Below are 20467 nucleotides of genomic sequence, written 5' to 3'. Positions count from 1 at the left end.
GCGGCGCTCAGCCGCCGAGGCCCAGCCAGGTGGCGGTGCCGTCGGATTCGACCTGGCGCTTCCAGACCGGCAGGTCGGTCTTGATCGTCTCGATGAGCGTGCGGCACACCGCGAACGCCTCGGCGCGGTGGGCGGACGCGACCGCGATCACGACGGCGGCGTCCCCGACGTGCAGCGTGCCCACCCGGTGCGACACCGCGACAAGCGCTCCGGTGGCCCCGATCGCCGCGGCGGCCAGGCGGGTGAGCGCGGCTTCGGCGTCAGGATGCGCCGAGTACTCGAGGGCGACGACGGCGGCCGCGGCATCCGGATCGTGATCCCGTACGCGACCGACGAACGTCGTCACGGCGCCCATGCGGGAATCGTCGACGGCGCGCAGGTGCGCGTCGAGATCGAGCGGCTCGGCGCTGATCGCAGCCACCCGCACGGCGTCGGTCGACACGGCCATCAGTGGTCCCCTCCACCGAGCTGGTCCAGCAGGTGATGGGCGACCGACAGCACCACCGGCATCCCATCCGTCACGCCGCCCGGAGACCCGGGCAGGTTGACCACGAGCGCGCCGTGCGGGTCGACGACGCCGGCGATCCCGCGCGTCAGCATGCCGGCGGGCTTCTCGGCCGCACCCCGTCGACGCAGCTCTTCGGCGATGCCCGGTACCTGGCGGGTCACGACGCGGGCGGTGCCCTCCGGCGTCTGGTCGCGCGGCGAGGCGCCGGTGCCACCCGTGGTGACGATCAGCTTCACGCCCGCGACGACCTCGGCTGTCAGCGCGCGCTCGACGCTGTCGGCACCGTCGGGCACCACGACGGCGTCGGCGCAGTCGAAGCCCGCCTCCCGCAGTGCCGAGACCGCGATCGGCCCGCTGGCGTCGGGGCGGGCGCCCTCGGCGGAGCGATCGGAGACGGTGATGACGGCGGCGCGGGTCATGCCTCCAGCCTAGGCACGCGCCGGGCTCTCAGGTGCGGCGTGCGAGCCGCACCACCACGGACTTGGATGTCGGCGTCCCCGAGACGTCGGCGACGGAGTCCAGGGGCACCAGCACGTTCGTCTCCGGGTAGTACGCGGCGGCGTTGCCCCGCGGCGTGCGGTAGGCGACGATGCGGAACTCCTCCGCCCGCCTCTCCTGCAGCGCCCCGTCGGCCCCCCGCCACTCCGACACGAGGTCGACGATGTCGTTCTCCGCGAAGCCCAGCGCGACGATGTCCTTGGCATTGACCAGCACGACCCGCCGCCCGCCGTGGATGCCGCGGTACCGGTCGTCCTTGCCGTAGATCGTGGTGTTGTACTGGTCGTGCGAGCGCAGCGTCTGCAGCAGCAGGCGTCCGCGCGGGATGCGCGGGTACTCCAGCGGGTTCACCGTGAAGCGCGCCTTGCCGTCGGCCGTCGCGAAACGGCGCGCATCGCGCGGCCCGTTCGGCAGGTGCAGCGTGCGGCCCTTGTCGATGCGCTCCTCGTAGTCGTCGAATCCGGGGATGACGCGGGCGATGTGGGCGCGGATGAGCGCGTAGTCCGCTTCGAGCGCCGCCCAGTCCGCGTGCGGGACGTTGGACGGATGCCGCAACCCGGCCGGATCGGGGCCGTCTGCGGTCTCGCGGTCTCTGTGGACCGGCGACTGCGTCCCGTCGGACTCCTCGGCCGCGGTGCGCTCCGGGTACCCACGGTCGTGCCGCGTCGCGTCCGCACCATGCGCCGCGGCATCCGTCACCGGCTCAGGTGATGTCACCGGCTCAGGACGTTCTGAGTCAGAAACGTCCTTCCCCCGTGACATCACCTGATCTCGCGACGACGAACCGCCGCCGGCACCCGTGGATCCGAAGACCAGGCCGCTCAGGCGGGCGACGATCGCGACCTCGCTGAGCATCTCCTCGGACGGCGGGGCGAGCCGGCCCCGCGACGCGTGCACCGCGCCCATCGAGTCCTCGACCGTGACCCGCTGCTCGCGGCCGCCGCGGCGGTCGCGGTCGGTGCGGCCCAGGGTCGGCAGGATGAGCGCGCGGCGCCCGGTGACGACGTGCGAGCGGTTGAGCTTGGTCGACACGTGCACGGTCAGCCCGACACGGGACATGCCCGCCTCGACGACCGCGGTGTCGGGGGTCGCCGAGACGAAGTTGCCGCCCATGCTCATGAAGAACCGCACGCGGCCGTCGCGCATCGCGCGGATCGCCCCGACCGTGTCGAAGCCGTGCTCGCGCGGGGAGGCGAAGGCGAACTCCGTGTCGAGCGCGTCGAGGAACGTCGCGGACGGCTTCTCGTAGATGCCCACGGTGCGGTCGCCCTGCACGTTGGAGTGCCCGCGCACCGGGCACACTCCGGCGCCGGGTCGGCCGATGTTGCCCTGCAGCAGGAGCATGTTCACGACGTCGCGCAGCGTGGGCACGGAGTGCTTGTGCTGGGTCAGTCCCATCGCCCAGCAGACGATCGTCGCCTTCGACGTGCGCACCGTCTCAGCCACCCGGCGCAGCGCCTTCTCCGGAAGACCCGTGGCGGTGACCAGGTCGCGCCACGAGGCATCCGTCATCGCCTGACGGTAGGCGTCGAAGCCGCTGGTGTGCGCCGCGAGGAACTCGTGGTCGAGCACACCCCCGTCGGTCTCCTCGGCCTCGAGGAGGTGCTTGCCGATCGCCTGGAACAGCGCCTGATCGCCGCCGAGCCGGATCTGCAGGAACTGGTCGGCGAGCTTCGTGCCGCCGAACGCCACGCCCCGCACCGTCTGCGGGTTCTCGAAGCGGATCAGTCCCGCCTCGGGCAGCGGGTTCACGGCGATGATCGTCGCCCCTCGCTGCTTCGCCTTCTCGAGCGCCGCGAGCATGCGCGGGTGGTTCGTGCCGGGGTTCTGCCCGGCGACGATCAACAGGTCGGCCTCGTGGACGTCGTCGATCGAGACGGTGCCCTTGCCGATGCCGATGGTCTCGGTCAGCGCCGATCCGGACGACTCGTGGCACATGTTCGAGCAGTCGGGCAGGTTGTTGGTGCCGAGCCCCCGCACGAGCAGCTGGTACAGGAACGCCGCTTCGTTCGATGTGCGTCCCGACGTGTAGAACACGGCCTCGTCAGGGTCGTCCAGCGTCCTCAGCTCGTCGGCGACCAGCGTGAGCGCGTCGTCCCACGAGATCGGGCGGTAATGCGATGCCCCTTCCTCCAGCAGCATCGGGTGCGTCAACCGTCCCTGCTGCCCGAGCCACCAGTCGTCGTGGCCGCGCAGCTCGTCGAGCGAATGCGCCGCGAAGAACTCCGGCCCCACGCGCCGCAGCGTCGCCTCCTCGGCGACCGCCTTCGCGCCGTTCTCGCAGAACTCGGCGATGTGACGCTTGTCCTCCTCGGGCCACGCGCATCCGGGGCAGTCGAAGCCATCCTTCTGGTTGACGCGCAGCAGCGTCTGCACCGACCGGGCCACGCCCATCTGCTCGTTGGCGATCTCCAACGCGTGCAGCACCGCGGGCACACCGACCGCGACCTTCTTCGGTCGGGTGGAGCGCACACGCGTCTCGTCGATATCGGCTCTCGGGGGCTTCGTCGCCATACATCCAGGCTATGCCTCGCCCGGGCGTCGAGGGCGCCTCACGACATGTGAGCGGTTCCGCTTTGGATGACGGATGCGGCGACCGCCGGCATCCGCCCGGGAAGTCGTCCCACGCCCCTCAGCCACCCCACCACGCGCGCGCCGTACCGCGCAGGTCGTCTCGCGCCACCGCCCCGTGACCCGGCGCCGACACCGACGCCCGCGAGTCGACCGATGCGGCCCGGTTGTCGCCCATGACCCACACAGAACCCTCGGGCACGGTCACTCGGAACGGGATGTCGCCACCCGGGCGAACCGCGCCGGCATAGGCCTCCTCGATCGGCGCTCCGTTGAGGAGCAGCCGCCCGGTTCCCGCCTCGCAGCACACCACCACGTCGCCCGCGACACCGACGACCCGCTTCACGAGGAGCGCGTCCCGTGTGCCCGACCATCCTTCGCGGTCGGTCAGGAGGACGACGTCTCCGCGACCGGGGGTACTCCACCGGTCGAACAGGACCGTGTCGCCGCTGTGCAGCGTCGGGTTCATCGAGTCGTTGTGCACGGTCGCCACGCCGAGGGCTGCGGCGAGCGCGAGCGCTGCACCGGTGGGGATCACAAGGGCTGCGAGCCAGACGAGCGCCCGAGCCCTGCCCACGGATCGACGGACCGCTGCCGAGCCGGCGACGATCGTCACGGCGCCTCGGCGAGCAACGTCGACATCGCGGTGATCTCGCGCTGCTGTTCGACGAGCACGTGCTTGCCGGATGCGCGCACGTACGCATTGGATCCCTCGCGGACCGCGCTCTCCGCCATCTCGAGGGCGCCCTCATGGTGCGCGATCATCAGCTCGAGGAACATCCGGTCGGCCGCGACGTCGTCGGCTGCATCGAGGGCCGCGAGCTGCTCGACGCCGGCCATGCCCTTCATCTGCGTGTGCGGGTGATCGCCGCACCCGGTCGGGATCACTCCGACGGCAGGCCGCGCGTCACCGTGACCGTCGTGGCCGCCGCTCGAACCGCCGGCGGGGATCGCACCGCGCCACGCGTTCTGCCATGCCCGCATCGTCTCGATCTCGGAGGTCTGGTCGGTCACGATGAACTCGGCGAGCGCCCGCGTGCGCTCGCGGACCCCGGTGGCGCCCAGGACCAGGCTGCTGAGCTCGAGCGCCTGTTCGTGGTGCGGGATCATGCCCTCGATGTAGCAATGGTCCTCGACGGTCGGGTAGGCGGCGGTGGAGGCATCCGTCCTCGCGCCCGCAGGGGCCGCCTGCGGCGCCGAATCCGGACTCGTCGTCAGACTGAGCCCGACGGCCCCGACCGCCACGATGGCCGTCGAAAGGGCCAGCACGACGCCGAGGGCGGCGATACGACTGCGCATGGACGAGTCCTCTCAGATCTGGATGCCGCGGACCGAGCCCTCAGCGACACGGGGTACCCGCGGGGCGACGTGACCGGCGCGTCGCCCCGCGGGTGTGGATCAGGCCGCGTGCACCTTGACCGCCTGCTGGCGGCGCAGGTGCCACGATGTGGCTGCCAGTCCGGCGCCTGCGGTGAGGAGCAGGAGGCCCGACAGCGCCCAGTTGTTCGCGTCGGTGCCGGTCGTCGCGAGTGCGCCGAAGATGGCCGCGGGCGACGCGGACGCCACCGTGAACGATCCCTGCGCAACGGCCGACGAGGTCTGCCCGGTCAGAACCAGCGAGTGCTCGCCGGCGGGTGTGTCGGACGGCACGATGAACTGCACGCTCACCACGCCCTCGCTGTCGGCGACGAACGTGCCGACGTCGACGGGGTCGGAGTGCATCACGGCGCTCACGGTCTCACCGGGCGTGAAGCCGCTCGCGGTCGCAGACTGCGCGGCACCCGGCGCGACCTCGGCGCTGTCGAAGGTCACCGGCGCCATTGCGGGCGCCGTCGAGCCGCCGTTCCCGTTCCCGTTCCCGTTGCCGTTCCCGTTGCCGTTCCCGTTGCCGTTCCCGTTGCCGTTCCCGTTGCCGTTCCCGTTGCCGTTCCCGTTGCCGTTCCCGTTGCCGTTGCCGTTCCCGGACTCGGTGGGCGTCGGCGTGGGCTCCGCGGTGGGCTCCGTCGTGGGGGTCGGCGTCGGCGACGCGGTGGGCGTCGGCGTGATGTTCGGGTTGGGCACCCCGCGCATGTCGCCGTTGACCCACTTGCGGCCCTCGGGGATGTTCGGGTTCTGCGCCGCGAAATCACGCGGGTAGAGGGTGAAGCCCTGCCAGTGGATCGGCATGGGGCTCTGGTCCTCGTCGCGGTTGATGTGGTGGAAGCCCACGTTCACCCATGCCACGGGGTCCTCGAGCGTCTCGCCGTCGGCGATGTAGTCGGTGACCATCTGCCCCGCCTTCGACGGGATGAGGTTGTGGCTGGCGTGGATCTCGTCCGACTTGGCCGACGTGAACGCGATGTCGTAATCGGTCTCGGGGTTGAGGTTGTAGGCCTGGTCGCGCGGCACGATGATCTCGTAGGAGCGGGCGTGCCCGTCGGCGTTGATGCTCTCGGGGTTCACCACACGGTAGGCCTCGCGGTTCGAGCCCATCGTCTTGGTCTCGTTCGTGATCTGAGTGAGCTGCGTCTCGAGGATCGCCGTGTGACCGGTGTCGCCCGTGGTCCCGTACTCGCCGGTCGGGGTGGTCGCGAACTTCTCGACCAGCTGGGTGGCGCCGGAGTCGAGGCCGAAGTCCACGCGCCAGAACGCCGAGTGGTAGTGGTTGACCGCGAAGTCCTCCTGGCCCGGGGCGATCGGCCACCCCTGGTTCACGATGTCGACGTAGTCGTTGGGCGAGAGGTCGCCGGTGGCGCCGAGGCGCACCGAGATCTCGCCGTCGTCGTGGAACCGATACTCGGTCTGGTACTCGTACCAGCCGATGCGCGACACGGTGTGCAGCACGAGATCGGTGCCCTGCGCGGCGTAGAGGGCGTCGCGTGCGATGTTGGAGCGGTACGCGAGGCCCGACTCCTCTTCGCCGATGCAGACCGCGGGGATCGCTCCGCGAGTGGCGTCGACCCACGAGGTTCGGACCTCGCCGACCGGGCAGTCGACAGCCTCGATGGCCTGCAGACGGCGCCCGCCGACCTGGTACGTCGTCACGTCGTTGTACTCCGTGGCGCCGGTGTCGTAGGGCACGTTCAGCTGGGCCAGCGCGATCGAGTCGAGCACGAGGATCGGCGCCGCGTCGTCCCGCGGCTGATAGGCGATCTTGTCGAGCACGAGCCCGCGATAGGTGTCGAGGCGCCAGCACATCTGCCAGCTGGATCCGGATTCGAGGGTCTTCGAGACGAGGGAGTCGCCGGAGCAGGATGCCTCGGTGACCGTCTGGGCAGAGGCCGCCGCCGGAGCGGACAGCACGAGGCCGCCCGCCAGCAGAGCCATCGCGGTGCCCGCGCCGAGCAGGCGGCGGAGGGGGTTTCGTTTCATCGGGAGGGTCTCCATGGTCATGAGATGGACAGGACGGCCCGCGTCGACAGGTTGACGACGTAGGTGCTGGTGGTGAGGAACGCGCCGCCGTCTACCTGGGCGAGCAGCTGCACGCACCGATCGACGCCGCACGACTCGGCGCCGAAGGAGCCGGCATCCGTGACGAAGGAGTGGGCGGTGAGGATCACCTCGGCGGATGCTGGGGTGAGAGCGGAACCACCGGTGAGCGCGGCGAACTCGTCGACGACGGGCTGGGCCGCGTCCGAGTCGAGCAGCAGCTCCCACGCGAGCGAGGTCTCGGCATCCGTCGGAGCGGGCTGGGTGCCGGAGGCGCGGTCCACGGACTCGACCGCTCCGGTCGTCGCGTTGACGATCATGCTGACCGTCTCGTTGGTGGCGTAGTCGTAGTACAGCGAGATCAGGCGCCGCTGCCGGTCGGAGTATGCCTGCGGGTCGGCCACGTCGGTGGAGAGGAACTGCAGTCCCGGCTCGCCGAACACGTCCTCGCCGGCCGCGAACGCCGCGTCCTGTGCACCGACGAAGCGCACGTACTCGACCTCGGCACCCGACAGCGCGTCGTAGGCGGCCGCGATCTTCTCGGGCTTGGCGACTTCCTCGGCCTTCTCGGGGGCGTCCTCATCCGTGCTGTCGGCGGCGATGGGGGTGGATGCCGTGATCTCGGGCGACGAGGTCGCCTGCACGGCGGTCTGCGTCGCGAAGACGAGCGCGACGGCGGCGGCCGCCGCGGCGGCTGCGGAGCCGATGCCCAGGATGCGCGGTGTGAGCAGTCGGCCGCGCAGTGTCGGCCGCTGCCGCGAGGGGGGCGGCGAGTCCCCTTCGGGAGAGAGCTGTTGTTCGGTCACAGGGTTCCTTTCGACGGCGATGACGCGGCTCGCACCCGCGTCGGGCCGATTCTTCGCCCGCGCCGTTTCCCCGCCGTATGGGACGGCGAACGCCGAGCGAAATCCTGATGAGACGACACCCGCCGATCCCGGCCCGCTCATCTCACGCCGTGTCACGCGGCCGAAACACGGGCCGCCGTTTACGGCAACGCGCGCCCGGTAGCGTCGCCGCCAGCCGCACAGCGGCGAGCGCCGGCACCGAGGAGGACGCGTGAGCACTGCACTCGCAGATGCGATCGAGCGGGCGCGGCCGCGGAATGACCTGGGAACCAGCTCACCCTTCGCCGGCCTGCGCCGTCGCCACGCCCACACGATCGACGTCGTCGCCCAGTCCGTCGCGGCCACCGCGCCCGCCGGAGTCCTGCTGATCCATCCCGCCGCCGCCTACGCCCGCAGCGGATCGTTCGGTTTCCTCGACATCGCGATCACGATCACGCTCGTGGTGGGCGTCGGCCTGGTGATCGGCATGTTCGCGCGCCGCATCGCGAGCACGGGCTCGCTCTACACCTTCGCGGCGCGCGGCCTCGGCTCCCACGTCGGACTCGTGACCGGCGCCGCCCTGGGAATCGGCTACCTCGCGGTCGCCATGAACACGCTGGCGTCGGGCTCGCAGCGACTCGCGAACCTCCTCAGCGGCGGGACCGCTCCCCCATGGCTCGTGGTCGTCCTCCTCACCGCGTTCGGCGGCATCATCGCCCTGGTGGTCGCCCGCGGACTGCGGATGTCGACCCGCATGCTGCTGGTGCTCGAGTCGATCGCGGTGGTGACGGTGCTGATCCTCTCGATCGCCGCGCTCAGCCTCACCCGGTGGGATCTGGGGTTGCTCGTCCCACGTCCGTCGGACTTCTCGCTCGAGGCGATCATCACGGGCGTCGCCTTCGCCCTCATCGGCTTCGTCGGCTTCGAGAGCGGCGCCGCCCTCGGCCCGGAGACGCGCCGTCCCTTCGCGTCGGTCCCGCGCGCCGTGATGGTGAGCGTGGGGGCGACGGGCCTGGTCATGCTGGTCGGAACGGCCGCGCAGCTGTCGATCGTGGCGGAGCGTCCGGGTGCGGCATCCCTCGCCGCCGTGACAGGCCTCTCGGGCCTCATCGACGTGATCGTGGCGATCTCGTTCCTCGCCTGCGCCCTGGCGATGACGAACGCGGCGACGCGGCTCGGGTTCGCGATGAGCCGCGAGGGCCTGCTGCCGGCGGCCTTCGGCCGGGTCTCGGGTCGCGGCGTGCCCGCGGTTGCCGGCGTGCTGCTCGCGACGGTGGTGACGGCGGTGCCGGTCGCCGTCCTCGCGGTCGGCGGCAGCCGGCAGGACATGCGGATCGTCACCTCGCCGGCGTCGATCATCGGCTTCGTGCTGGCCTACGCACTGGTGTGCGCGGCGGCGCCGGTCTTCCTCGCGCGCATCGGCGAGCTCACGGTGCGCGCGGTGGCCATCAGCGCACTGCCGCTCGCCGGCCTCTTGTGCGTGCTCGGGTTCTATCTCGCTGCGACACTGCGCGACAACCCCGGCGGACTGCTGTGGGCGGCCGCCATCCTCGCCATCGTCGTCGGGGCCGGCTCGCTGCGGCTGGCACGTCACCCGCGCGTGGCAGCACGGATCGGCGTACACGATTGGCCGGTCGACTCGGACTGCATCGAAGGGCCGGCGCGGGCGTGAGCGGCGCGGGTCTCGCGGGCGACTCGCGGCTTCCTGAGAAGGGCCTCGGCCTCGCGCTGGAGATCCTGGAACAGGTCGCGCGCGACGACCGCGGCGCATCCGCCGCCGAGATCGCCCGTGCCGTCGGCGCACCGCGGGCGACGGTCTACCGTGTGGTCAACTCCCTGGTTCGCGATGAGTATCTCGTGCGGCGACCGGACTTCTCCGGGTTCCTCCTCGGCACCCGCGTGCTCGAGCTCGCCGCGATCGTGGGTGCCCGCACTCGACCTGCCCACGCGGACGTCGTGGATCGCCTGCGCAGTGAGACGGGAGAGGCAGTGCACCTGTTCGCCTTCCACCGCTCAGGGCTGCTGGTGCTCGACGAAGACCCCGCGCGGCCGCTGTCGGACCCTGATGCGCTGCTGGCCGACCCCACGCGATCGGCGATCGGGCACCTCTGGCTCGTCGCCCATCCCGATCGCCGTCTGCCGCAGGCGCCCTGCTGGCGGATCGACGCAGCGTCCGGCGACGTCCGCGCCATTCGCGAGGCGTATGCGGTCCGCGGCTACACCGAGCAGGTCGCGCTGCTCAACTCCGACCGCGGGTGCCTGGCGGTGCCGATCCACGACGACGCCGCCCGCCCGGTCGGAGCGGTGACCCTGTCGACCTCGATCTCGCGCCTCTCTGTCGCCGCACGCCACGTCGGCGCGCTTCGCGGGGCGGCGCACGCGCTCGCTCCGATCGGCGCGCTCAGCGACTGGTGATGCGCCGCCGGCTTCGCCACGAGAACGCGACGCCGTCGTTGCGAAGCCGGGGGCTCCGGCGATCAGGGTGCGGCGCCGAGGATGCCGTCGATCGTCGCCGCATCGGATGCGGCCTGCTCGAGCGCCCGCTGCGCCGCCTCGACGACCTCCGGATGCGGGTCGCCGTCGAGGATCAGCGTGACCAGGGCCACCATGCCGGCGTTCTGGTCGCGCAGGATCTCGGCGAACCGCCGTTCAGCGTCGGGGTGCTGCGCGTCGACGAAGCCCTGCAGCGTGCTCCAGGACGGCATGCCGGGCATCTGCGCGTGGTCGGAACCGTGCCCGCCGCAGGGGCCGTCGGCGGGCGGCTCGAGCGGGCGGGCACCGGCCCACGACAGGTACCAGGCGCGCAGGTCCTCGAGTTCTTCGGCGTCGCGGGCGGCGACCCCGGTCGCGAACCCGAGGGCGCCCGCGTCGAGCCCGTCCTTGCGCTGCAGCGTCTCGGCGAGCTCCAGCTCCTTGACGCGGTAGTAGATCATCGCCTCGACGTAGCAGTAGTCGTCAGCGGTCACCGCGGAATCGGACGACGACGCGGCCGGCGCCGACGCCGACGTCCCGGGATTCGCCTGGCCCGCCGTGCCCGCACCGATGCCCGACGCCACCGCCAAGGCGACGCCCGCGGCGGCGGTCGCCACAGCGAGCGTCAACGCGACGACGGCGACAGCTCTGCGGCGCACGGGGACCTTCCGGATCAGGAGGGGATCCGCCCACGCCGCGGCGTCGTCACGCTTCGCGCTGCGCGCGCTCGGGAACGTGCGCCGGCGGGGATCGGGACCGTTCAGCGCCTGCCGGTGCCGAAGATCCCGCGGATCACTCCCCCGAGGATAGTCTGCGTCGACTTGGAGTTCAGGATCTGGTCGAGCGGCGACTTCTGGGTCGATCGTGACGTGCGCGTCGTGCCCGCCGTCTTCTTGAGCAGCCGTTCGTACTCCTGCTGCGCCTTCTTCTCTGCAGCGGCGCTCGACTTGTCGGCGGCGGCCTGCTGCTTGTCGATCGCGGCCTTCTGCTTCGCGTACTCGGCGTCGGCCTTCGCCTTCACGAGGGCTGCGTCCTCCGCGGCGGCGGCATCGTCGGCCGCCTTCATCTTCGCGGTGAGGATCTCGCGCGCCGACTCGCGATCGATCGCCGTGCCGTACTTCGCGAGCAGCGGCGACGCCTTCACCGCGGCCTCGATGGCCGGGTCCGGCGTCGGCGACATGAGCCCCTGCGGCGCGCGCAGCCGCGTCCACGCGACCGGAGTGGGAGCGCCCTTCTCACTCATCACGGTGACGATGGCCTCACCTGTGCCGAGTTCCTGGAGCACCCGCTCGAGGTCGTAGCCTGACTTCGGGTAGGTGCCGACGGTCGCTCGCAGCGCCTTGGCGTCGTCAGGTGTGAACGCCCGCAGCGCGTGCTGCACGCGCGAGCCCAGCTGGGCCAGCACGTCGGAGGGCACGTCCTTCGGGGTCTGCGTCACGAAGAAGACGCCCACACCCTTCGACCGGATGAGTCGCACGGTCTGCACGATCGCGGCGAGGAAGTCCTTCGAGGCGTCCTTGAACAGCAGGTGGGCCTCGTCGAAGAAGAAGACGAGCTTGGGCTTGTCGGCGTCGCCCACCTCGGGGAGGATCTCGAAGAGCTCGGCGAGCAGGTACATCAGGAACGTCGAGAACAGCGCCGGCTTGTCGATCACGCCGGGCACCTCGAGCAGGCTGATGATGCCGCGGCCGTCGGGCGCCGTGCGGATGAAATCTGCGACGTCGAACTCGGGCTCGCCGAAGAAGACGTCGGCTCCGGCATCCGCGAAGGTGATCAGCTCCCGCAGGATCACGCCCGCCGTCGCCGCGGACAGCCCGCCGAGCTCCTTGAGTTCGGCCTTGCCCTCGGCGCTGGTGAGGTGGCTGAGCACAGCCCGCAGGTCCGACAGGTCGACGAGCGCGAGGCCGTTCGCGTCGGCGTAGTGGAACACGAGGCCGAGGCTCGACTCCTGCGTGTCGTTCAGGCCCAGCACCTTGCTCAGGAGCAGCGGCCCGAAGCCCGACACGGTCGCCCGCACCGGCACGCCCTTGCCGATACCGCCCAGCGCGAAGTACTCGGTGGCGGACGCCTCGGGCTTCCAGTCCTGCCCGATCGCCTCGGTGCGCGCGAGCAGCTTCTCGCTGGGCTCGCCCGGCGTCGCGACGCCCGACAGATCGCCCTTGATGTCGGCGGCGAACACGGGCACGCCCTTGGCTGCAAGCTGCTCGGCGAGCCCCTGCAGCGTCCGGGTCTTGCCCGTCCCCGTGGCTCCGGCGACGAGCCCGTGGCGATTCATCATGCCGAGCGGAATGCGGATCTGCGCCGACGGCACCGGGTCGCCGTTGAGCAGCGCGCCGAGGTCGAGAGTGGCCTCCTCGAATGTGTATCCGGAGGTGACCTTCTCGATGTCTTCTTGGTCGAGTGGGCCGGCTTGCGTGGGCGGGATGGTTCGCTGGTTGGGTTCTGTCGGGGTGGCTTGCGTCGGCGAGACAGTCGGTGGGGAAGTTTGTTCCTGCGTCGCCGGGGGCGAGCTGGGCGCTCGCGCGGGCCCTTGGGTCGCATCGGCCGCGGTTTCCCCTGCCGTCGGGATACCTGTGTCCGTGGGTGCGGGCTCGTGGGGAACGGCGGGCAGCGGCTCGCTCGAGGCTTGCGAAGATGAGGATGCGGGCTGCGCGGGAGCGCCGGTCGCCTTTGCCTTGGCCGCGGCGGCCTCGGCGGCGGCGAGCGCGGCCCGGGCCTGCGCGGCCTTCAGCTGTGCTTCGGCGGCGTCCGCCTCGGCGCGCAACCGGGCGAGCTCGGCCTCGGCGGCCAGGATGGCCGGGTCGGTCGCGGTGACGTCGGGCGCGGGCGAGTCGGGCGCGGTCATGCGCTCAGCCTAGTCACGCGCGTTTCGCCGGGGCATCCGTCCCCTCGCGCGCCATCGGAAGGGCGAAGGCGGCCGCCACCAGCAGCGCCGCGCCCGCGCCGATCATTGCGCCGCCGACCGTGTCGCTCAGCCAGTGCGCGTGCAGATAGGTGCGGCTGAACGCCATCATCAGCACCCACGCGGCGCCCACCAGCCCCACCCACAGGCGGGGGAAGATCACCGTAGCCGCCACCGCGATCGTCGCCGCGTTCGCCACATGCCCCGACGGGTATGAACCGTAGTCCGACACGATGAGGATGTCTTCGGGGCGCACCCGCCCGAACGCGTGCTTCAGCACCTGCACACCTGCAACGGAGACCGCCTCGGCCGCCAGGAAGTATGCCGCCGCCCACGGGCGCCTCAGCAGGATCAGCCCGATCGCTCCGCCGATGGGCACCACCAGGACGCTGAACCAGCCGCCGCCGACGAAGTTCAGGACCTGAGAGAACCCCGCGACCGCCGGGTACCACCATTCGGCGACGAAGCTGTTCCACGCCGTGTCGATCGGGAAGGGCTCTTCGCCGCGCGAGAAGATCCACCAGCCCAGCAGGCATGACAGCACCACCAGCACAGACCCGGCGACCAGGTAGGTGATGACGGGCACCACCACCCGCCGCTCTGTCGTGGTCATCGCCCCATTCTGCCTGCCAGGCGGAGGTTTGCACCTCATCCGGGCTTTTTCCGCGCGCCGCCGCACGGGCCCGACCGTGACGGCGTCGACCGCGTCCGGCAGGATGGGATCCATGCCAGCACGGGCCGTCGATATCGTCCGCGCCTTCATCGCGCCGCTCACCCGCACGCGGGTGTTCCGGCGTGTGCTGGGGCCGCTGCTGCTGCCACCGGTCGAGCGCTTCGTGGCGTGGATCTCTCACGGCCGCGTGCAGGTGAGCGCGCTGCTGGTGCCCTCGCTGGTGCTCCACACCGTCGGGGCGAAGTCCGCCGAGCCGCGTGATGCGGCGCTGATGTACACGCCCGACGGGCGGGGACGTGCGATCGTCGCGGGCACGAACTTCGCCGGCGCACGGCACCCCGCGTGGACGACGAACCTGCTGGCCCACCCGGATGCCGCGATCACCGTCCGGGGGCGCCGCATGCTCGTTCACGCCACCCCGGTGCCCGACGCCGAGCGCGACGCGGTGTGGGCGCGCATCGAGACCCAGTGGCCCGGCTACCGCAACTACGAGCGCGAGTCCGGCCGCATCGTCCGCCTCTTCCGCCTGCAGCCCGTGGCCGCGGCGGACTGAGAACGGGGTCAGGGAGCGAGGCGCTCCACCGTCCGGGGACGGACGATCAGCCACAGCGCCAGCACGCCGACCACGGCGCAGCCGACCATCACGGAGGCCATCGTGGTGGCCGTGATGCCGGCATCCTTCGCGATCCATCCCACCAGCGGCGAGATGAGCCCTGCGACGCCGAAGTTGGTCGCGCCGACGATCGACTGCGCCGTGCCGGCCGCCTTGCCGTGGCGGTCGAGCGCCAGCACCTGCACGCACGGGAAGGTGAACCCGCACCCGGTCATGAAGACGAACAGGGGAACGATGGTTCCCCAGAGTCCGAGGCCGAGCTGATCGGTGACGATGATGGCGGATGCTGAGACAACGAGCACCGCCGTCGACCACGCCATCACCCACTGCGGACCGAAGCGGGCCGCCAGCCGCGACGCCGTCTGCACGCCCAGCACGACGCCGAGCGAGTTGACGGCGAACATCAGTCCGTACTGCTGGGCGCTCAGGCCATAGCTGAGCTGGAAGAGGAACGACGAGCTGGACAGGTACGAGAACAAGCCCGAGAACGTCATGCCGCCGATGATGAGCACGCCGATGAACACGCGGTCGCTGAAGACGCTGCGGTAGCGCTGCCAGACCGTGGTGGCGCCCCGCTCGTGGCGGCGCGCGGGCGGCAACGTCTCGGGCAGGAACACGATGGCCGAGACGAGCATGATCCCGCCGTACACCGCCAGCACGACGAAGATGCCGCGCCACGGCATGACGGCGAGGAGGGCCGAGCCGACGAGCGGCGCGAGCACCGGGGCGACGCCCGAGACGAGCGCGAGGCGCGACAGCATGACCACGAGGCGGCGTCCGCCGAACAGGTCGCGCACGATCGCGGCGGCCACCACGCCGCCGGCGGCGGCTCCCGCGCCCTGCAGCACGCGGGCCACCGACAGCAGCTCGAGCGTGGGCGCGAGCGCCGCGCCGACGCTGGCCACGACGTGCAGGGCGGTCACCGCCAGCAGCGGCAGCCGCCGGCCGACCTTGTCGCTCAGCGGGCCGACGATGAGCTGCCCCAGCGCGAAGCCGATCATGGTGCCCGTGAGGGTGAGCTGGATCATGGCGGCCGTGGTGTCGAAGTCGGCCTCGAGCACCGGGAACGCGGGCAGGTAGAGATCGATCGTGAAGGGGCCGAGGGCGGTCAGCGCGCCGAGCAGCACGATGTAGAGGACCCGACGGCGGTGCGTGATCGCATCGCCCGGGTGCAGGACGATCGGCGCGGTGGCCGGGTTGCTGCCCAGGGTGCGGATCGCGCCGGTGGACGTCGGGTGCGGGTGCGGCTGCGGTTCGTGCGGCGTGCGGGCCTGGGGCTTCTGGACGGGGGTGGAGGCGGTGTCGAGCAACAGTGGGCTTCGTTTCGTGGCGTGGTTTCGACGGGCGGCGTAGGAGTACGGCATCGACACCGGGCGGTGCGGGCGCACGGAGAGGAACCGGGGGGAACGAGGAGTCCGGCGCTGCCGATCGGCACCAGAACAGGGGAGACGACCGCAAGGTCGAATCGATTCGAGATCCCATGATAACGGATGCCTCCCCCCGACCGCACCCGCGATCCATTCGGCTGGTCGCCGCTGTCGGCGCCTTCCCAGGGCCCCGACACATGCGCTCGCATAGGATGGGCCCAACCCGTCGTCCGCGTTCCCGCGGCAGTTCGCGGGCGCCCAGACCCCTGTTATCGATTGGCAGAGATCACGAGCATGACCCAGACCTCCGACAAGCGCGCGAGCGGCAACCCGGCCACGCAGGCGAAGATCGACCTCACCGTCAAGCAGCAGCGCGAGCAGAAGCGCCAGGAGAAGCTCGCCGAGTACCAGAAGCAGCTCGCCAAGCGGCGGCGCAGCAAGCTCGTGTGGTGGATCGTCGGCTCCGTCGCGGCCGTCCTCGTCATCGGGGCGATCGTCGCCTCGATCGTCTTCGCGCCGGCGCCCGCGCCGACCTACGACCGCGGCGACGGCGACGGCAGCGGCATCGAGGGCGTCGAGACGTTCACCAACACGGCCAACCACGTCGAGGGCGATGTCGAGTACACCCAGACCCCCCCGGCCGGGGGCGACCACAACGCCATCTGGCTGAACTGCGGCGTCTACACCGAGCCCGTGCCCAACGTGAACGCCGTCCACTCTCTCGAGCACGGCGCGGTCTGGATCACCTACGACCCGGCACAGGTGTCAGACGAGGAGATCGCCCAGCTCGAGGACGCCCTCCCGTCGACCTACACGGTGCTCTCGCCGTACAACGACATGGACAGCCCGATCGCCGTCAGCGCGTGGAACGCCCAGCTCAAGGTCGACTCCGCCGACGACGAGCGCATCGAGGAGTTCATCACGGCGTACTGGAACAGCACGAACGCTCCCGAGCCGGGCGCGGCCTGCACCGGCGCGTTCGACGCGCCGGGTAAGAAGTAGGCGGCGTGTCGGACGAGACGTCGACCGGGGGTGCCCGGCGATGGCTCGTCGCCGCCGTCGCGCTCGTCCTGATCGCGGCGCTGGCCTTCGCGGTCGGACGCTTCTCGACCTTCGGTTCGCAGTCGGCTGTGACGACCCCGGGCACGGCCTCGCCCGAGGCCGGATTCTCCCGCGACATGCAGGTGCATCACGCACAGGCGATCGAGATGGCGATGGAGATCTACCGCAAGACCGAGGACGACGAGCTGCGCATCCTCGCCTACGACATCGCCACCGGGCAGGCCGGCCAGCGCGGTCAGATGTACGACTGGCTCGTGCAGTGGGGCCTCCCCCAGCGCGGCGGCCCGATGATGCAGTGGATGAACGTCTCCGACGAGCACGCTCACGACGGTGCGACCGCCGGCCGGCCGATGAGCGACGACGAGGCGCACGCGGCCATGGGTATGGCGTCCGCCGACGAGATCGCCGCGCTGAAGGCCGCCACCGGGCAGGAGGCGGATTGCCTGTTCCTGTCGCTCATGATCCGCCACCACGAGGGGGCGATCCCGATGGCCGAGGCGCTCCTCGACCTCGGCACCGACGCTCGTGCGCTCGAGGTGGCGCAGGCGATCAAGAACGGTCAGACCTCCGAGATCGACGCGATGCAGTCGATCCGGGCCCGCCTCGGCTGCTCGGGCTGACGCGGGCCGCGCCCGCTACAGTGAGCGCGTGACCGACGATATCCCCCCGCGCACGGCCTCGGCCGCCGGCAGACCCGTCACCATCGCCGTCACCATCGCCGTGGTCGCCGTCTACGTCAGTGCGTTCGCGAACGTGCTGCTCGGCATCCTGATCCTGCTCAGCCGCTATCAGGTGGCTCGCGCCGACGTGCTGCCTGTGTCGCTGCTCGGCGCGGCGGTCATCCTCTTCGGCCTCCTCCTCGTGGCCGTCGCGTCCGGACTGAGCCGCGGCAGCCGGCTGTCGCGCGTGCTCGCGACGGTGTACCTCAGCATCCTCATCGCACTCAACGCCGCGACGATCGCCACGACCGACGGCTGGGACTGGAGCACCGCTGTGCAGCTCGCGGTAGAGGTGATCGTCGTGGTCCTACTCTGGGCGCCGCCGGGTTCCCGCCGGTTCACCCGCGACCGGCGCGCCAACGCCTGACCCTCCGCCGGCGAGATCTCGCTCGACATACCGGCGGTGGAAGAACCGCACGATCTCGATGGCCCCGATGGTCAGCACCGTCACCACCGCCACGAGCCAGGCCGCATCCTCGCCCGGATCCACCAGCTGGAAGAACTCGGTGAGGAGCGGCACGGTGAACACCGCGACGAGCGCGATGAACATCGCGCCGATCACGAGCGCCTTGAAGCGGGTGATGGGGCGCGACAGCACGGTGAGCACCCAGATGCCCACGACGGCGAGGATGATCGTCGAGCCCGTCCGCAGTTCCGGCTCGCTCACGCCGAGCTGCATCGCCGCGAGCGTGTAGAGCGTCAGCGACACGGCGATGACCGCACCGGCGGGAATCGCGAACGCCAGCGAACGACGCAGGAAACCCGGGACGTAACGCTGCGTGTTGGGCAGCAGCGCCAGGAAGAACGCCGGGATGCCGATGGTCAGGCCGTCGGTGATCGACAGCTGCCGCGGGAGGAACGGGAACTCGAGAACGAGGGCGCCGAACAGCACCGCCAGCCCTGTCGCGTACGCCGTCTTCGTCAGGAACAGCATCGACACCCGCTCGATGTTCGCGATGACCTGGCGTCCTTCGGCGACGACGTCCGGAAGATGCGAGAACCGGCCGTCGAGCAGCACGAGGCGCGCCACGGCCTTCGTGGCCGCCGCGCCCGAGTTCATGGCGATGCCGAGATCGGCGGCCTTGATGGCGAGTGCGTCGTTGACGCCGTCGCCGGTCATCGCCACCGTGTGACCCCGGGACTGGAGCGCCAGTACCATCCGCTTCTTCTGCTCCGGTGTCACCCGGCCGAACACGAGGTTGCGCTCGAGCACGTCCGCCAGCGCCGCTTCGTCGTCGGGAAGGCTGCGCGCGTCGAACCCTTCGGGGACGTCCAGCCCGACCTCTCGCGCGATCGCCGCGACCGTGCGGGGATTGTCGCCCGAGATCACACGGATGCCGACCCCTTGCTGCGCGAAATAGGCCAGCGTCTGCGCGGCGTCTTCCCGCACCTGTTCGCGGAACGTGACGACCGCGGCCGGGGCGAGTGCAGGAGGCAGGCGCTCCGCCTCGGCATCCTCGTCGGTGAGGACCGCAGCCGAGTGCGCGAGGACGAGCGTGCGACGGCCGGAGGAGGCGAGCGCGGTGACGACCCGTCCGAGGTCGGTGGCAGCATCCGTCGCGGCATCGCCGAAGACCATCTCGGGTGCGCCGAGCACCCAGGTGCCGACCGGCCCCTCCGTGAACGAGACCGCGCTCCACTTGCGGGCCGACGAGAACGGGATGTAGGCCGACGGGGCGAGGGCGACGCCGACGGGGAACGGTTCGCGCAGGCAGCGCGCCGTGGCGTTCGCGTCGGGTGCCGCGCCGTACCACGCGAGCACGGCCTCGATGCCGGGTGCGGCAGCCGGCATCGCCTGCAGCGCGTCGAAGGCGATCTCGCCTGCCGTCAGCGTGCCCGTCTTGTCGAGGCAGATGACGTCGACGCGGGCCAGCCCCTCGACCGCGGGAAGCTCGTTGACCAGCACCTGCTGACCGGCGAGCTTCGCCGCCCCCACCGCGAACGTGATCGATGTGATCAGGACGAGACCGAGCGGGATCATGGCGGTCAGTGCCGCGATGGTGTTCACGACCGCGTCCACCCAGGCGCCGCTCTGCCACGCGTGGACCCACCCGCCGGCGACCATCATCTGCGCATTCAGCACGAGCAGGCCGACCGGACCGATGATCCAGCTCATCCACTTCAGGACGCGATCGACCGAGCTGCGCACCTCCGAGGCGACCAGCGAGAACCGCTTCGCCTCCCCCGCGAACCAGTTCGCGTACGAGTCGGCACCGACCCGCGTCACGCGCGCCGCGCCCTCTCCCGAGACGACGATCGAGCCCGAGAGCGCCTCGTCGCCCGGCCGCTTGTCAACCGCGTCGGACTCCCCGGTCAGCATCGACTCATCGATCTGCAGGGCGCGCGAGTCGATCATCGTCGCGTCGGCCGACACCTGGTCGCCGGCACGGAGGATGAGGATGTCGTCGATGACGACGTCAGCCGGCATGACCTCGACCTCGGCCCCGCCCCGGCGCACCCGCGACTGCGATGCGCTGAGGAGGGCGAGGCGGTCCAGCGCAGCCTTCGCGCGGAACTCCTGCACGCAGCCGATGATCGAGTTCGCGAACGCGGCGAGTCCGAACAGCGCATCCTGCCAGCGCCCCAGCACGAACAGCACGAAGAAGCAGGCGAAGACGATGCCGTTGAACAGGGTGAAGACGTTCGCGCGCACGATCGTCCAGACGCTCCGGCTCGTGTCGGGGCTGAAGGCATTGGTGCGCCCGGTGGCGACCCGTTCGGCGACGTCCGCGGCAGTGAGGCCCGGATCGACCGCCGCTGGCGAGAGCGAGGCGTCGGGAGCGGCATCCATGCGTTCAGGGTACTGATGCGGCACCGACAGACGGATGCCGCGCCCGACGTCGCTCGTCG

At 71.0% G+C, this 20467-nt stretch carries 18 protein-coding genes; 6 read left to right on the top strand and 12 right to left on the bottom strand.

The window, feature by feature from the left end:
- Positions 1–7: 7 nt before the first annotated feature.
- From B2K11_RS14330 to B2K11_RS14300, 7 genes are all read right to left on the bottom strand, one after another.
- Positions 8–448 carry a molybdenum cofactor biosynthesis protein MoaE gene (locus tag B2K11_RS14330; RefSeq protein ID WP_163619066.1) on the bottom strand — a complete coding sequence of 147 codons (441 nt, stop codon included), beginning with the start codon at positions 446–448 and terminating at the stop codon, positions 8–10.
- Entirely contained in the window at positions 448–927 is a 480-nt protein-coding gene (locus tag B2K11_RS14325) for a MogA/MoaB family molybdenum cofactor biosynthesis protein (RefSeq protein ID WP_163619064.1), read from the bottom strand. Before B2K11_RS14325 ends, B2K11_RS14330 begins: the two co-directional genes overlap by 1 nt.
- Positions 928–955: 28 nt before the next feature.
- Complete coding sequence (locus B2K11_RS14320; RefSeq protein WP_163619062.1) at positions 956–3520, bottom strand: FdhF/YdeP family oxidoreductase; 2565 nt, start codon at positions 3518–3520, stop codon at positions 956–958.
- A 118-nt stretch (positions 3521–3638) separates the two neighbouring features.
- Entirely contained in the window at positions 3639–4193 is a 555-nt protein-coding gene (gene lepB / locus B2K11_RS14315) for a signal peptidase I (RefSeq protein ID WP_163619059.1), read from the bottom strand.
- Positions 4190–4876, bottom strand: coding sequence for a DUF305 domain-containing protein (locus B2K11_RS14310; RefSeq protein ID WP_163619057.1), 687 nt, complete (start codon positions 4874–4876; stop codon positions 4190–4192). Before B2K11_RS14310 ends, lepB begins: the two co-directional genes overlap by 4 nt.
- A 99-nt stretch (positions 4877–4975) precedes the next feature.
- Complete coding sequence (locus tag B2K11_RS20490; protein WP_204260143.1) at positions 4976–6928, bottom strand: hypothetical protein; 1953 nt, start codon at positions 6926–6928, stop codon at positions 4976–4978.
- A 17-nt stretch (positions 6929–6945) separates the two neighbouring features.
- Positions 6946–7791, bottom strand: a complete 846-nt coding sequence (locus B2K11_RS14300) for a hypothetical protein (protein ID WP_163619056.1) — start codon at positions 7789–7791, stop codon at positions 6946–6948.
- 250 nt (positions 7792–8041) lie between these two features.
- Here B2K11_RS14300 and B2K11_RS14295 point away from each other — a divergent pair, with 250 nt between their 5' ends.
- Both B2K11_RS14295 and B2K11_RS14290 read left to right on the top strand, forming a co-directional pair.
- Positions 8042–9481: an APC family permease gene (locus B2K11_RS14295; protein WP_163619054.1), complete on the top strand. Its 1440-nt coding sequence runs from the start codon at positions 8042–8044 to the stop codon at positions 9479–9481.
- Positions 9478–10224, top strand: coding sequence for a helix-turn-helix domain-containing protein (locus B2K11_RS14290; RefSeq protein ID WP_163619052.1), 747 nt, complete (start codon positions 9478–9480; stop codon positions 10222–10224). Before B2K11_RS14295 ends, B2K11_RS14290 begins: the two co-directional genes overlap by 4 nt.
- 62 nt (positions 10225–10286) lie before the next feature.
- On the opposite strand, the gene B2K11_RS14285 is transcribed toward B2K11_RS14290, so the two are convergent.
- The 3 genes from B2K11_RS14285 to B2K11_RS14275 form a co-directional block, all read right to left on the bottom strand.
- On the bottom strand, positions 10287–10940 hold the full coding sequence (locus B2K11_RS14285) for a DUF305 domain-containing protein (RefSeq protein ID WP_163619050.1): 654 nt from the start codon (positions 10938–10940) through the stop codon (positions 10287–10289).
- A gap of 101 nt (positions 10941–11041) precedes the next feature.
- On the bottom strand, positions 11042–13126 hold the full coding sequence (locus B2K11_RS14280; protein ID WP_163619048.1) for a helicase HerA-like domain-containing protein: 2085 nt from the start codon (positions 13124–13126) through the stop codon (positions 11042–11044).
- A gap of 13 nt (positions 13127–13139) precedes the next feature.
- Positions 13140–13796 carry a phosphatase PAP2 family protein gene (locus B2K11_RS14275; protein WP_163619046.1) on the bottom strand — a complete coding sequence of 219 codons (657 nt, stop codon included), beginning with the start codon at positions 13794–13796 and terminating at the stop codon, positions 13140–13142.
- Positions 13797–13908: 112 nt separating this feature from the next.
- Here B2K11_RS14275 and B2K11_RS14270 point away from each other — a divergent pair, with 112 nt between their 5' ends.
- Positions 13909–14409, top strand: a complete 501-nt coding sequence (locus B2K11_RS14270) for a nitroreductase family deazaflavin-dependent oxidoreductase (protein ID WP_163619044.1) — start codon at positions 13909–13911, stop codon at positions 14407–14409.
- An 8-nt stretch (positions 14410–14417) separates the two neighbouring features.
- Here B2K11_RS14270 and B2K11_RS14265 read toward each other — a convergent pair whose 3' ends face one another.
- Positions 14418–15779: a multidrug effflux MFS transporter gene (locus B2K11_RS14265; RefSeq protein ID WP_163619042.1), complete on the bottom strand. Its 1362-nt coding sequence runs from the start codon at positions 15777–15779 to the stop codon at positions 14418–14420.
- Between the two features lie 351 nt (positions 15780–16130).
- On the opposite strand from B2K11_RS14265, the gene B2K11_RS14260 reads away from it, so the two are divergent.
- The 3 genes from B2K11_RS14260 to B2K11_RS14250 are packed head-to-tail and all read left to right on the top strand — an operon-like array spanning position 16131 to position 17984.
- Positions 16131–16838 (top strand): DUF3105 domain-containing protein, encoded by a 708-nt coding sequence (locus tag B2K11_RS14260; RefSeq protein WP_163619040.1) that lies wholly within the window; start codon positions 16131–16133, stop codon positions 16836–16838.
- 5 nt (positions 16839–16843) lie between these two features.
- Complete coding sequence (locus B2K11_RS14255; protein ID WP_163619038.1) at positions 16844–17518, top strand: DUF305 domain-containing protein; 675 nt, start codon at positions 16844–16846, stop codon at positions 17516–17518.
- A 28-nt stretch (positions 17519–17546) separates the two neighbouring features.
- Complete coding sequence (locus B2K11_RS14250; RefSeq protein ID WP_163619037.1) at positions 17547–17984, top strand: hypothetical protein; 438 nt, start codon at positions 17547–17549, stop codon at positions 17982–17984.
- Here the strand turns inward: B2K11_RS14250 and B2K11_RS14245 are convergent.
- Positions 17925–20408: an HAD-IC family P-type ATPase gene (locus B2K11_RS14245; protein WP_163619036.1), complete on the bottom strand. Its 2484-nt coding sequence runs from the start codon at positions 20406–20408 to the stop codon at positions 17925–17927. The two genes, B2K11_RS14250 and B2K11_RS14245, sit on opposite strands and share 60 nt — an antisense overlap.
- Positions 20409–20467 lie beyond the last annotated feature (59 nt).

The organism is Microbacterium sp. B35-30, from assembly GCF_010634855.1.
Taxonomy (GTDB): Bacteria; Actinomycetota; Actinomycetes; order Actinomycetales; family Microbacteriaceae; genus Microbacterium.
This window is presented reverse-complemented; position numbering and strand designations above follow the sequence as displayed.